The organism is Staphylococcus sp. Marseille-Q5304 (genome assembly GCF_943737015.1).
Lineage (GTDB): Bacteria > Bacillota > Bacilli > Staphylococcales > Staphylococcaceae > Staphylococcus > Staphylococcus hsinchuensis.
Window position 1 is genome coordinate 909,355 of sequence record NZ_CALSFP010000001.1, and the last position, 14,389, is coordinate 923,743.

Consider the following 14,389-nt stretch of genomic DNA (forward strand, 5'->3'; position numbering starts at 1 on the left):
AGTCATAAAGAGATGTGCTGGTTGGTGTAAAGTACAGGTGACACAATTGAACGCTACTTTATGTCAAACTTTATACTTAACTAATTGAGTGATAAATGTGTAAATCATTGACGTTATATACATTGATGAATGTGGTTTACTTTATTTATAACTAGGGTGGTACCGCGAAACGTTCGTCCCTTTTTGAGGATGAGCGTTTTTTTTGTTTGGACAAAACGTTTAAAAATTGTTCTTATGGGAGGAAAAAAGATGAAAAATTTAAAAGCAAGTGAAATTAGACAAAAATACATTGATTTTTTTGTTGAAAAAGGGCATATGGTAGAGCCTTCAGCACCATTAGTACCGATAGATGACGAATCATTATTATGGATTAATTCAGGTGTTGCTACATTAAAAAAATACTTCGATGGTCGTGAGACGCCTAAAAAACCGCGTATTGTAAACTCTCAAAAAGCGATTCGTACGAATGATATAGAGAATGTAGGTTTTACTGCACGTCACCACACATTTTTCGAAATGTTAGGTAATTTCTCAATCGGTGATTACTTTAAAAAAGAAGCAATCGAGTTTGCTTGGGAATTTTTAACAAGTTCAGATTGGATGGGAATGGAACCAGAAAATTTATACGTTACAATTCATCCAGAAGATACTGAAGCATACCGTTTATGGAATGAAGAAATTGGTTTAGAAGAAAGTAGAATAATAAGAATTGAAGGTAACTTCTGGGATATCGGTGAAGGTCCATCTGGTCCTAATACTGAGATATTCTATGATAGAGGGAAGGAGTTTGGACAAGAAGACCCACCAGAAGAAATGTACCCAGGTGGCGAAAACGAGCGCTATTTAGAAGTTTGGAACCTAGTATTTAGTGAATTTAACCATAATAAAGATAATACGTATACGCCGCTTCCAAATAAAAACATTGATACGGGTATGGGACTAGAACGTATGGCATCTATTGCTCAGAATGTACGTACGAACTATGAAACAGATTTATTTATGCCTATTATTAAAGAAGTTGAGCAAATTTCAAACAAAAAATATCTTGAAAATAATACTTATGATATCGCGTTTAAAGTTATTGCAGACCATATCCGAACAATTTCATTTGCTATTTCAGACGGTGCATTGCCAGCTAATGAAGGTCGGGGCTATGTATTACGTCGTCTACTCAGACGTGCAGTTAGATTTAGCCAATCATTAGAAATTAATGAACCATTTATGTATCGCTTAGTTGATATTGTTGCTGAAATTATGGAACCATATTACCCAAATGTGTTACAAAAATCAGACTTTATTAAACGTGTAATTAAATCTGAAGAAAAACGTTTCCATGAAACATTAGAAGAAGGTATGGCTATACTGAATGATTTAGTGGCTGAAGCTAAAGAAGGTTCAAAGATAATAGATGGTAAAGATGCCTTCAAGTTGTATGATACGTATGGTTTCCCAATCGAATTAACAGAAGAGATCGCAACACAAGATAATTTAACTGTTGATATGGAAACATTTAACGTTGAAATGGAAAAACAAAGAGAAAGAGCAAGAAATGCCCGTCAAAATTCACAATCTATGCAAGTGCAAAGTGAAGTATTGAAGAAGATTAATACTGAAAGTAAGTTTGTAGGCTACGATGTTTTAGAAACAAACACAACTTTATCTGATATTATTTTTAATGGTGAACTTGTAGATGAAGTTGAAGCGGGAGAAACGATTCACTTTATTTTACAAGAAACGCCATTTTATGCAGAAAGTGGTGGACAAGTAGCGGATAAAGGAAATATTAGTAATGAAAATTTTGAAATTGCAGTTCAAGCCGTTACAAAAGCACCCAATGGTCAGAACTTGCATAAAGGTGAAGTACAATTTGGCACTGTAACTCAAGGCAGTACAGTGACAGCGACTGTAGATGAAGCTAATCGACGTGCGATTGAGAAGAATCATAGTGCGACGCATTTAGTTCATGCTGCATTAAAAGAAGTATTGGGGGACCATGTTAATCAAGCAGGTTCACTCGTTGAGCCAGATAGACTAAGATTTGACTTTTCACACTTTGGTCCAATGACTGCTGAAGAAATTCAACAAGTAGAAACTAAAGTGAACAATGAAATTTGGAAGAATATTAACGTTAAAGTTCAAGAAATGCCAATCGATGAAGCGAAACAAATGGGAGCTATGGCGTTATTTGGAGAAAAATACGGCGATATCGTACGAGTAGTTAACATGGCACCATTCTCTATTGAACTTTGCGGTGGTACGCATGTAAATAATACTGCAGAAATTGGCTTATTTAAAATAGTAAGTGAATCAGGTACTGGAGCTGGCGTGCGTAGAATCGAAGCATATACAAGTAAGGCTGCTTTCCTATATTTAGAAAGTATTCAAGAAAAGTTCAATACTGTTAAAGATAATTTAAAAGTTAAATCAGATGACCAAGTCAATGAAAAAGTATTACAATTACAAACGACAGAAAAAGATTTAACGAAACAATTAGAACAAAGCAATAGAGAAATTACGGCACTGAAGATGGGTGACATTAAAGATCAAGTTGAAGAAATAAATGGAATTAAAGTACTTGCTACGGAAGTTGAAGTTGCTAATGCTAAAGCAATTCGTGAAACGATGGATGACTTCAAATCAAAATTACAGGATACAGTGATTATTTTAGTGAGTGACGTCGGAGGCAAGGTTTCTCTAGTAGCAACTGTTCCGAAAGATTTAACAGATAAAGTGAAAGCTGGAGATATCATTAAAAATATGGCACCAGTCGTTGGTGGTAAAGGTGGTGGCCGCCCAGACATGGCTCAAGGCGGTGGTACGGAACCTGAGAACATCACAGAATCATTACGTTTCATTAAAAATTACATTAAATCGCTATAACTTCCTTTTGTAGTACGGTAAAATGTAAGCAAATATGTTTTATTCAAGTTAAAGGAGTGTTTATAAATGGATGGCTTCGACAAAACTATGAAATTTAATTACGAGGAAATTCCTAAAGAGGATGTAAAGACTGTACTTCAAAATGTTTATAATACGTTACAAGAAAGAGATTATAACGCTGTGAACCAAATTGTAGGTTACTTATTATCAGGGGATCCCGCATATATTCCACGTCACAATGAAGCACGAAATCAAATCCGTCGAATTGACAGAGACGATATTATGGAAGAATTAGTGTCTACGTATTTGCAAGAGTACGATAAATAAATATGCTCAAACATAAAATAATTGGTTTAGACGTAGGTAGTAAAACCGTGGGGATCGCTATAAGTGATCTCATGGGATGGACCGCACAAGGTTATGATACACTCCGCATTGATGAAAGTAATAATGATTTAGGTATTGATAAGTTAGTAGAGATTATTAATAAGGAACAAGTAGGCACAGTAGTAATCGGTTTACCAAAAAACATGAACAATTCTATTGGATTTCGCGGCGAGGCTTCGTTACAATACAAGGAGCAACTTAAAGAAACACTGCCATCTATTGAAATTATTATGTGGGATGAGCGATTAAGCACCATGGCTGCAGAACGTTCACTATTAGAGGCTGATGTTTCCAGACAGAAACGTAAAAAGGTAATAGATAAAATGGCAGCAGTATTTATCCTACAAGGATATTTAGACTCTATTCAATAAAAGGAGCGTTTTAAAATGACAGAGCATAATCATGATGCTGAATTAGAAGTTAACAACGAAGAGGAACTATTAACTTTATATGATGAAGAAGGAAATGAAGTATTATATCGTAAAGTCTTAGAATTTTATCATCCAGAATTCAAGAAAGAATACGTTATTCTTGCAGAAGAAGGCGCAGAGTCAGACGATGATGATATGATAGAATTAGTTCCAATGATTAATGACCCAGACGAAGATGGAGAGGGAGGAAAATTCCTTCCTGTTGAAACTGATGAAGAATGGGATATGATCGAAGAAGTGGTTAACACAGAAATGGATGACCATGACCACGAACATTAATTGAGTGGTAATTAAACAAATATGTTATTCAAACCTTCAAAGTATACAACTATATACTTTGAAGGTTTTTTATTATTTATGAGGTCCTTTTGAGAATTATTGGATTCAAATTTAAAAGAAATATATTCACAATTTACACTTATATTCTAACTTACTTTATGGTAAAATATATTAAGTTAAATTGTAACGTTATGGTAAATTGTAATTTTTTAAATATCAAAGACGTCGTGAAGAACGTTAAAAAGATTAACTTAATCAGTCACCTATATATGACTGATTTATTTTATTGTAGGGCGGAAGAAGAGATTATAAATTAAAGAATATCTATGTAAGCCGACCTCTGAACAGTAGATAAAGGAAGTTTTGAAATATGGATAAAAATCATCTATATGTTCTGAGTTTATTAGAACATAATAATGTAGATATAGAATCGTTGAGACCTTACGCTGAAAGGCATAAGGTCCCTATTGTTGATAAAGTCAGTTTAGAGATGATTAAACAAACTATACGCCTTCATAAACCAATACATATATTAGAAATTGGAACGGCTATCGGCTATAGTGCGATGCAATTTGCTTCTGTCGATCGAAATATTCAAGTTACAACGATTGAAAGAGATGAATCAATGATCAATTTGGCTAGAACAAATTTCAAGCAATTTGGGTATGAACAACAAATCAATTTGATAGAAGGAAATGCATTAGAACAGTTTGAGAGCGTTGAGGATAAACAATTCGACATGATTTTTATTGATGCCGCAAAGGCGCAATCATTAAAGTTCTTTCAACTTTTTACACCTTTATTAAAAACAGGTGGTGTTGTAATTACGGATAATGTATTGTACCACGGCTTTGTTTCAGACATAGATGTAGTGAGAACGAGAAATGTACGTCAGATGGTTAAAAAGGTTCAACAATACAATGAGTGGTTAATGCAACAACCTAATTTTAATACAAACTTTTTAAACATAGATGATGGTTTAGCCATTTCAATCAAAGGAGAGTCAAAATGACAGAATTACTAGTAACACCTAAATCTGTTAATCATATAGAAACTTTAATAGAAAAAGGTGCCGATGCATTTGTAATTGGGGAACAGAAATATGGACTGAGACTTGCTGGAGAGTTTAACAAGCAAGCGATGCGTGAGGCAGTTGAATTAATTCATAGTCATAATAAAAAGGCATATGCTGCAGTCAATGGTATTTTTCATAATTATCATCTAAATGGATTAAAAGCATATATTGAATTTTTACATGAAATTCAAGTTGATAGAATCATTTTTGGCGATCCTGCTGTTGTTATGTATGTAAATGAACAAGCAAATCCGATTGCTCTTCATTGGGATGCCGAAACATTAGTAACCAACTATTTCCAATGTAATTATTGGGGCAAGAAAGGTGCTAAACGTGCACAACTTGCTCGAGAACTAAGTTTAGAAGAAATAATCAATATCAAGAAAAATGCTGACGTTGAAATTGAAGTTCAAGTTCACGGAATGACTTGCATGTTTCAGTCAAAACGAATGTTATTAGGCAATTACTATACATTCCAAGAACGACAATTGAAAATAGAACGTAATCGTGAAGCGAATGAATTGTTACTTTATGATGAAGAAAGAGATAACAAATATCCAGTTTTTGAAGACTACAATGGTACACACATTATGTCGCCGAATGATATTTGTTTAATAGAAGAATTAGATGCATTATTAGAACACGGTATTGATGCGTTGAAGATAGATGGTGTGTTGCAAACTGAAAAATATATCAACGTTTGCACCGAACAATATCGACAAGCAATTGATTTATACGATGAAGATCCAGAACTATATGATGACGAAAAATTTATGTTAGTAGATCCTATTGAAGATATACAACCAGAGCATCGCCCGTTTGATGAAGGATTCTTATTTAAACATACTGTATATTAAGGGAGGCTTTATAATGAAAGTTTTAGAAGAAGTACAACCAAAATCTAAACCTAAGATGAAAAAGCCTGAACTTCTCGCTCCTGCCGGTAATTTAGAAAAACTAAAAATCGCTGTACATTATGGTGCAGATGCTGTATTTTTAGGCGGTCAAGAGTATGGGTTAAGGTCTAATGCAGATAACTTTACGATGGAAGAAATTAAAGAAGGTGTAGAGTTTGCTAATCGTTATGGTGCACAAATTTATGTTACAACTAACATCATTGCTCATGATGAAAATATGGACGGCTTAGATGACTATTTACGTGAATTAGAACAAACAGGAGCAACTGGTATTATTGTTGCTGACCCTTTAATTATCGAAACATGTAAAGAAGTTGCACCTAAATTAGAAATTCATCTATCTACACAACAATCTCTTTCCAACTACAAAGCTGTAGAATTTTGGAAACAAGAAGGATTAGATCGTGTAGTATTAGCGCGTGAAACAGGTGCACGTGAAATGCAGGAAATGAAAGACAAAGTCGATATTGAGATTGAATCCTTTATTCATGGTGCAATGTGTATTGCTTATTCAGGGCGTTGTACATTGAGTAACCACATGACAGCACGTGACTCTAATAGAGGCGGTTGTTGTCAAAGTTGTCGCTGGGATTATGATTTATTGCAAGTAGACGACGAAGGAGAACTAGATTTATTCTATGAAGATGGTGAAGTGACGCCATTTGCAATGAGTCCTAAAGATTTAAAACTAATTGAATCTATTCCCAATATGATGGATATCGGTGTGGACTCATTAAAAATAGAAGGGCGTATGAAGTCTATCCACTATATTGCAACGGTCGTTTCTGTTTACAGAAAGGTTATCGATGCATATGCTGAAGATCCAGACAAGTTTAAAATTAAACCAGAATGGCTCATGGAATTAGATAAATGTGCTAATAGAGATACCGCTTCATCATTTATCGAAGGTACACCAGGATATGAAGAGCAAATGTTTGGAGATCAAAATAACAAAAAAACACCTTATGATTTTTGTGGATTAGTGTTGGATTATGATAAAGAGAGTGGTATTGCGACAGTTCAACAAAGAAATAACTTCAAACCAGGTCAGGAAATCGAATTTTTTGGACCTGAAATAGATACATTCAGACAAGTTATTGATACGATCTATGACGAAGAAGGTAACGAATTGGATGCTGCTAGACATCCATTGCAAATTGTTCAAATCAAAGTAGATCATCCAATTTATGCTAACAACATGATGAGAAAGGAAATTGGATAATGAAACACACAACTATTATCGGCATTGCTGGTGGCTCAGGTTCAGGTAAAACATCAGTAACGAATGAAATCATGAAAAATCTTGAAGGTCACAGTGTAGCTTTGTTAGCACAAGATTATTATTATAAAGATCAATCACATTTATCATTTGAAGAAAGACTTGAAACAAATTATGACCATCCGTTTGCTTTTGATAATGATTTATTAATCAAAAACCTAAATGAGTTGAAAAATGGTCAAACAATCGAGGTGCCGACGTACGATTATTCTACACATACACGTAGTGATGAAACAATTGCATTTGAGCCAAAAGATGTTATCATCGTAGAAGGCATATTTGCACTGGAAAATAAAACATTAAGAGATTTAATGGATGTTAAAATTTATGTCGATACAGATGCAGATTTACGTATTCTTCGTAGATTAATGAGAGATACAGAAGAGCGTGGTCGTACAATGGATTCAGTTATTAACCAATACTTGAATGTTGTTAGACCAATGCACAATCAGTTTATCGAGCCAACGAAAAAGTATGCGGATATTATTATCCCTGAAGGCGGAAGCAACAAAGTGGCTATCGACATAATGACAACAAAGATTCAAACGTTAGTGAGTAAACAATAGTATATATGTAAAGGAAGATGACAATATGGAAAACCAAAAACAATATCCTATGACTCAAGAAGGATTCGAAAAACTTGAACAAGAATTAGAAGAATTAAAGACTGTTAAACGACCAGAAGTCGTTGAAAAAATCAAAGTTGCTCGTTCATTTGGTGACCTTTCAGAGAACTCCGAATACGATGCAGCAAAAGACGAACAAGGATTTATTGAACAAGATATTCAACGTGTAGAACATATGTTACGTAATGCATTAATCATTGAAGATAATGGTGATAATAACCAAGTACAAATCGGCAAAACAGTAACATTTGTTGAACTACCAGGTGAAGAAGAAGAAAGTTATCAAATCGTAGGTTCAGCTGAGTCAGATGCATTTAAAGGTAAGATTTCAAACGAATCACCTATGGCACAAAGCCTTATCGGTAAGAAATTAAACGAAGAAGTACGTGTACCACTACCAAATGGTGATGAAATGAATGTTAAAATTGTTAATATAAAATAATAAACTTAATTATAATTCATTTGTAATGAACTTTAAATTGCAAAAGTACCCATAAATGATGATTTCTATATGTATTTTTATAATAGAAATCATCTTTTTGTGTACGAATCATCTGCAATTTTCATACATTTACACAAAAAATGTAAACGATTACATAATATTTTATATACTTATTGACTGGTTTTTGGTAAATTATAAATATATCTATACATAATTTATCCTTGTGTATTTGCAAAATTTATTTTAACAAAATTGTTGGCAGTGATTACTTATAATTTATATCATTAATTAAGCAAGATTTGTACGTAGATGGTACAATAGTAGTATTACGCGTTAATGAGTATAATCTAAGTTAAATTTTTATTTTATGGTAAAGGGGAGTATTATTTTGGAATATAAGTTGATAAATGAACAGACGTTTATGATTTATTTTAATAACCAAATCGATCGTCAAACGTTCCAAAAAGTACAACAAGTTGAACAATACATAAAAGATCAACAACATGACGCTATAGTTGAAGTTATACCATCATACCGTGCTATTATGGTCAATGTTGATATTACTCAACAGAACGTTAAACAAGTTATTGACGATTTACAGCTAGATCAACTAGATGAGTCACAACTGTCAATGACTGATAGTCGCACACGAGTTATCAATCTACCAGTTGTTTACGGGGGACAATATGGTCAAGATATTGAGGAAGTTGCGAACTATAATGATATTACTGTTGATGAAGTTATTTCCAAACATACAAAGAATGCTTATTTAATCTATATGTTAGGATTTATGCCTGGTTTTCCTTTTTTAGGTGGACTTGATGAAGCATTACATACGCCACGTAGAACAGAACCAAGAACACGCATTGATGCTGGTTCAGTTGGTATCGCTAATAATCAAACAGGTTTATACCCTACAGAGTCACCAGGCGGTTGGCAGATTATTGGGCGTACGCCAATTAAAGTATTTGATTTGAATCGAAACCCTATGTGTTTATATGAACCCGGTGATTATTTGAAATTCTATGCAATCGATGAAGCGACATATGAACAAATTCTCGATGAAATGAAACAATCAGATTTTAATATTGAAAAGTGGGTGAAAGTTCAATATGAGCATTAAAATATTAAAACCAGGTTTATTTAGTACGATTCAAGACTTGGGCAGAATAGGTTATCAAGATCAAGGTTTTTCAACTGCGGGTGTGTTAGATTCATATGCATTTAGATTAGGTCAAGCATTAATCAATAATGAAGGACCTGCGATTGAATGTACCGTGATAGGGCCTGAGATTCAATTTTTAGAAGATAATGCTTTTGTTATCACAGGTGCACTATTTGATGCCAAATTAAATGATGAATCAGTGAGTAATCAGACAGTTTATTCAGTTGAACAAGGTGATGTACTTAAACTTGGCCAAGCCGTGACGGGTGCACGTGGCTATGTACTATTCGAGAAACCCTTGGATTTACCACTTGTAGCTGAAAGTTATTCAACTCATACGCGAAGTCAAATGGGTGGTTTACAAGGCCGTGTGTTAAAACCTAATGATATTATCCCTTGTAAAACAATAGAAGATCTTACTTCACACGTTGCTTACAGTTTAAATATAGATCATCAAGACTTTGAACAAAATACAATTAGAATCATTGAAGGTTCTCAAATTGATGCGTTTTCTCAAGAAGCTCAAGAAATTTTAGTTTCAAATGAATATAAGATTTCTGAAAAATCAGACCGAATGGGCTATCGATTACAAGGTGAAAATATTTCTCCTGAAGAGAAAGCAGATATTATTTCAGAACCTGTAGCTTTAGGTAGCATCCAAGTACCGAATGATGGTAATCCGATTATCCTCCTTAATGATAAACAAACAGTAGGTGGGTATACTAAAATCGCAACTGTATGTGCAGCAGATCTTTCTGTTTTAGCTCAGAAAAAACCAGGTGAAACAATTCATTTTGAGTGGTCTACAGTAGAATCTGCGATAGAAAGTTTAGAACAAAAGGAAAAATCATTCCAAGAAAGAATTAAGCAAGTAGTTGAGATGCCAACTTTTGATATAAATCAAATGCGACGTACGTCAACACGTATTAATAATTTATTAAAAGGAGAATAATAATGAACTTTGAAAATATTGAACAAGTTATCAAATTAATCAAACAAAATGATGTGAAAAAATTTAAATATAAAGATAACGAATATGAAATAGATGTTGACTTTACTGAAGCTGTAAGTCAAAGTCCAGCACCACAAGTAACTCAAGCTACGCAACAAACTGAATCTACTACTTCAACGTCAGATTCACAAAGTAGTTCTGAATCAACTCAAGGAGAAGAAGTTAAATCACCAATGGTTGGTACATTCTTCTTACAAGACGAAAAAGAATTAACTGATCCAATCATTGAGGTTGGCGATGAAGTGAAAAAAGGTGACGTAGTAGGTTATATCGAAGCTATGAAAGTTATGAATGAAGTTACAAGTGATGTCGAAGGTGTAGTCGATGAAATTCTAGTATCACACGGTACGAATGTAGAATATGATCAAGCTATTATTAGAGTGAAATAACTTTGAGAAAGGGGCGTTTGCAGTGTATCGTTGTTTAATTGCAAACAGAGGTGAAATTGCGGTTCGAATCATCCGTGCTTGTAGAGAATTAAATATTGAAACAGTTGCAGTTTATGCAAAAGGGGACGAATCAAGCTTGCACGTTAGTTTGGCTGACCAAGCAATTTGTATTGGTGAAGCGAATCCATTAGATAGTTATTTGAACCAAGATAGAATCATAAGTGCAGCAGATATTACAGGAGCGAATGCAATTCATCCTGGTTATGGATTTTTATCTGAAAGTTCATCATTTGCACAAAAAGTTGAAGAAAATGATATCCACTTTATCGGTCCTACGAAGAAAACGATGGAGTTAATGGGAGATAAAATAACAGCTCGTCAAACAGTTGATAATGCTGGTGTGCCCATTATTCCAGGTTCAACAAATGATGTTAAATCTGTAGAAGAAGTAAAAGAATTGGCTGAAGAAATTGGCTATCCATTAGTATTAAAAGCAGCAAGTGGCGGTGGCGGTAAAGGTATCCGTATCGTTAAATCAGAAGATGAACTTGCAAAATCATTTAAAGAAGCGAAAAGCGAAGGTAAAAAATACTTTGATGATGATCGTGTGTATGTTGAAGCATTTATACCTGTAGCTAAGCACGTAGAAGTTCAAGTTATTGGTGATGGAAAAGACAATTACATACATTTAGGTGAACGTGATTGTTCAGTTCAACGTAAAAATCAAAAGCTCATAGAAGAATCACCATGTGCTGCAATTTCCGATGAAATGAGAGAATCGATGTGTAACGACGCCGTTAAAGTTGCGCGAGCTTCAAATTATAGAAGTGCAGGAACGATTGAGTACCTCGTGACTGATGATGCTTACTATTTTATCGAAATGAATGCACGTATTCAGGTTGAACATACAGTCACTGAAATGCGTTCAAATAGAGACTTATTGAAAGCACAACTTTATTTACTACAAAATGGCGAGCTACCTTTCTCACAAGAAGACATAATCTTTGATGGGCATGTCATAGAAGCGAGAATTAATGCTGAAAATCCACAACGTCAATTCCAACCTTCACCAGGTAAAGTTAAAGCATTACATTTACCACAAGGTCACAACGTTCGTGTTGATAGTTTACTATATCAAGGATACATGGTTTCACCTAATTATGATTCGTTAGTTGCGAAGGTAATCGTAAAATCAGAAGATCGTCAATTAGCAATCAATAAATTAAAAGTGACACTAGATGAGATGGTCATCGATGGATTTACGACAACTGCTGATTTCTTATATGCAGTCTTATCATTCCCATTATATGCTGATGGAGATGCTAAAGATGTCGACATCAAATTCTTAGATAAACATCAAATTATCAAGGAGGAATCATAAATGCAAATAGATTTAAATTGTGATTTAGGAGAAGCATTTGGTAATTATTCATTTGGTGGCGATGCGCAAATTATCCCTCACATTACTTCAGCTAATATAGCTTGTGGTTTCCATGCTGGAGATCCAGATGTAATGAATGAAACGATAAAGCATGCAAAAGAACATGGCATTGGAATTGGTGCGCACCCAGGTCTGCCTGATATACAAGGTTTTGGTCGTAGAAAAATGGATTTATCACCACAGGAAGTTTACGATATTGTTGTTTATCAACTCGGTGCATTAAATGGTTTCTGTCGTATTCACGACGTAAAACTAAACCATGTTAAACCACATGGTGCACTTTACCAAATGGGTGCGAGAGACGCAGCTATTGCTAAAGCTATTGCACAAGCGGTATATGATTTTGATTCTTCACTAATTTACGTTGGTTTATCTAATACATTATTAATTTCAGAAGCAAAAGCAGTTGGCTTAACAACGGCTTCAGAAGTATTTGCAGATAGACGCTATGAGGATGATGGACAACTTGTAAGTCGTAAAGAAAGTGATGCAGTTATTACAGATACAGAGCAAGCAATAGAACAAGTCGTGATGATGGTAAAATCACAAAAAGTTGTTTCAAAAAACAACAAAAAAATTGATATTGAAGCGGATACAATTTGTGTGCACGGCGATGGCGCTCATGCCGTTGAATTTGTATCACAAATCAAAGAAAGATTAACGAAAGAAGGAATTTCTATTTCGAAATTAGGGGGATAAGATATATGGGAGAAAAACAAATACCTAAAGAAAATGACGCGAAGTTTACGAAAAACCATCGCAGGTTGTTATTAGGATCAGTATTCTTAATGGCAACTTCAGCGATTGGGCCTGCGTTTTTAACGCAAACAGCAGTGTTCACTGAACAATTTGCTTCAAGTTTTGCTTTTGCAATTTTACTATCAATCCTGATAGATATTGGAGCTCAAATTAATATATGGCGTGTGTTAGTAGTTACAGGGAAACGTGGACAAGAAGTAGCTAACGATGTTGTAAAAGGTCTAGGAACAGTTATTTCTGTACTCATAGCCATAGGTGGTCTTGCCTTTAACATAGGTAATATCGCCGGTGCAGGTTTAGGTCTACAAGCTATATTTGGGATAGACGTTAAAATTGGTGCAGCAATTACAGCGATTTTATCAATTGCAATCTTTATGAGTAAGAGTGGACAAAAAATCATGGACGTCGTTACGATGTTCCTTGGTATTTTAATGATTGTAGTCATTGCATTTGTAATGGTAAAAGCACAACCACCATATTTAGAAGCAGCACAACATTTAGTATTACCAGAAAAACCGCTCGCACTCGTACTTCCAATTATCACATTAGTTGGTGGTACAGTTGGGGGTTATATCACATTTGCAGGAGCACACAGAATTTTAGACTCAGGTATTGAAGGTAAGTCTTTCTTACCTTTCGTTAATAAAGCAGCTGTTTCTGGTATTTTAACAACTGGTGTATTACGAGCTTTATTATTCTTAGCTGTACTTGGCGTAGTTACAACAGGCGCAGCATTGAACGCAGATAATCCACCTGCATCAGTATTTGAACATGTATTAGGCCCAATAGGTCGTAATATTTTTGGTATCGTTTTATTTGCAGCGGCGATGTCATCAGTTATTGGTTCTGCATACACAAGTGCAACTTTCTTAAAAACTATGACAAAATCTTTAAATAATCGTACTAACTTAATCGTTATAGCATTTATTGTTATTTCTACTCTCGTATTTTTATTTATTGGTAAACCTGTAACATTATTAATCGTTGCAGGTGCGTTAAATGGATTAATTTTACCGGTTACTTTAGGAACAATCTTAATTGCGAGTAAACGTAGATCGATTGTTGGAGATTATAAACATCCAACGTGGATGTTAGTTGCAGGTATTATTGCAGTTATCATAACGATTTTTACAGGGGTATTTTCACTTCAAGAATTAGGTCAATTGTTTGGAAAATAAGGGTTTTGACGACTCTAACATTTCAACCTTGGGTTTTAAATTTTAAAACTCAAGGTTTTTTGTTTTGAAAAAGGACAAAAAAGGCAGATTTAATAAGTAATTTTTTCTAACTTTTCATCTAATTTTTTA

At 34.3% G+C, this 14,389-nt stretch carries 14 protein-coding genes and 2 pseudogenes; all 16 read left to right on the plus strand.

Annotation, left to right across the window (positions count from 1 at the left end; genetic code table 11):
• The first annotated feature begins 249 nt into the window (after positions 1 to 249).
• The 16 genes and pseudogenes from alaS to NGI30_RS04640 all read left to right on the plus strand — a co-directional run bounded on the left by alaS (position 250) and on the right by NGI30_RS04640 (position 14,260).
• Positions 250 to 2,880: an alanine--tRNA ligase gene (alaS, locus tag NGI30_RS04570; RefSeq protein ID WP_251942846.1), complete on the plus strand. Its 2,631-nt coding sequence runs from the start codon at positions 250 to 252 to the stop codon at positions 2,878 to 2,880.
• A 66-nt stretch (positions 2,881 to 2,946) separates the two neighbouring features.
• The gene (locus NGI30_RS04575) at positions 2,947 to 3,207 is read left to right on the plus strand and encodes an IreB family regulatory phosphoprotein (RefSeq protein ID WP_251942848.1); all 261 of its coding nucleotides are present in this window, start codon (positions 2,947 to 2,949) and stop codon (positions 3,205 to 3,207) included.
• Positions 3,208 to 3,209: 2 nt separating this feature from the next.
• Positions 3,210 to 3,638 carry a Holliday junction resolvase RuvX gene (gene ruvX / locus NGI30_RS04580; RefSeq protein WP_251520291.1) on the plus strand — a complete coding sequence of 143 codons (429 nt, stop codon included), beginning with the start codon at positions 3,210 to 3,212 and terminating at the stop codon, positions 3,636 to 3,638.
• A gap of 15 nt (positions 3,639 to 3,653) precedes the next feature.
• Entirely contained in the window at positions 3,654 to 3,977 is a 324-nt protein-coding gene (locus NGI30_RS04585) for a DUF1292 domain-containing protein (protein ID WP_251520295.1), read from the plus strand.
• A 370-nt stretch (positions 3,978 to 4,347) separates the two neighbouring features.
• Positions 4,348 to 4,989 carry an O-methyltransferase gene (locus NGI30_RS04590; RefSeq protein ID WP_251520298.1) on the plus strand — a complete coding sequence of 214 codons (642 nt, stop codon included), beginning with the start codon at positions 4,348 to 4,350 and terminating at the stop codon, positions 4,987 to 4,989.
• Complete coding sequence (locus NGI30_RS04595; protein ID WP_251942850.1) at positions 4,986 to 5,909, plus strand: peptidase U32 family protein; 924 nt, start codon at positions 4,986 to 4,988, stop codon at positions 5,907 to 5,909. The genes NGI30_RS04590 and NGI30_RS04595 overlap by 4 nt, the downstream gene beginning before the upstream one ends.
• Before the next feature lie 13 nt (positions 5,910 to 5,922).
• Positions 5,923 to 7,191 (plus strand): peptidase U32 family protein, encoded by a 1,269-nt coding sequence (locus NGI30_RS04600; protein WP_251942852.1) that lies wholly within the window; start codon positions 5,923 to 5,925, stop codon positions 7,189 to 7,191.
• Positions 7,191 to 7,814: a uridine kinase gene (udk, locus tag NGI30_RS04605; RefSeq protein ID WP_251520307.1), complete on the plus strand. Its 624-nt coding sequence runs from the start codon at positions 7,191 to 7,193 to the stop codon at positions 7,812 to 7,814. The genes NGI30_RS04600 and udk overlap by 1 nt, the downstream gene beginning before the upstream one ends.
• Before the next feature lie 25 nt (positions 7,815 to 7,839).
• The gene (greA, locus tag NGI30_RS04610; protein ID WP_251520310.1) at positions 7,840 to 8,316 is read left to right on the plus strand and encodes a transcription elongation factor GreA; all 477 of its coding nucleotides are present in this window, start codon (positions 7,840 to 7,842) and stop codon (positions 8,314 to 8,316) included.
• A 388-nt stretch (positions 8,317 to 8,704) separates the two neighbouring features.
• Positions 8,705 to 9,439: a 5-oxoprolinase subunit PxpB gene (gene pxpB / locus NGI30_RS04615; RefSeq protein ID WP_251520329.1), complete on the plus strand. Its 735-nt coding sequence runs from the start codon at positions 8,705 to 8,707 to the stop codon at positions 9,437 to 9,439.
• A complete protein-coding gene (locus tag NGI30_RS04620) occupies positions 9,429 to 10,433 on the plus strand; it encodes a 5-oxoprolinase subunit C family protein (RefSeq protein ID WP_251520332.1) in 1,005 nt (334 codons plus the stop codon). Before pxpB ends, NGI30_RS04620 begins: the two co-directional genes overlap by 11 nt.
• Before the next feature lie 2 nt (positions 10,434 to 10,435).
• Positions 10,436 to 10,544: pseudogene (locus tag NGI30_RS11500) on the plus strand (acetyl-CoA carboxylase biotin carboxyl carrier protein subunit); the annotation flags it as partial.
• A gap of 110 nt (positions 10,545 to 10,654) precedes the next feature.
• Positions 10,655 to 10,882, plus strand: a pseudogene (locus NGI30_RS11505) (acetyl-CoA carboxylase biotin carboxyl carrier protein); the annotation flags it as partial.
• Between the two features lie 22 nt (positions 10,883 to 10,904).
• On the plus strand, positions 10,905 to 12,263 hold the full coding sequence (locus NGI30_RS04630) for an acetyl-CoA carboxylase biotin carboxylase subunit (protein ID WP_251942853.1): 1,359 nt from the start codon (positions 10,905 to 10,907) through the stop codon (positions 12,261 to 12,263).
• Positions 12,264 to 13,022, plus strand: a complete 759-nt coding sequence (pxpA, locus tag NGI30_RS04635; protein ID WP_251520338.1) for a 5-oxoprolinase subunit PxpA — start codon at positions 12,264 to 12,266, stop codon at positions 13,020 to 13,022.
• 5 nt (positions 13,023 to 13,027) lie between these two features.
• Positions 13,028 to 14,260: an NRAMP family divalent metal transporter gene (locus NGI30_RS04640; protein WP_251520340.1), complete on the plus strand. Its 1,233-nt coding sequence runs from the start codon at positions 13,028 to 13,030 to the stop codon at positions 14,258 to 14,260.
• Positions 14,261 to 14,389 lie beyond the last annotated feature (129 nt).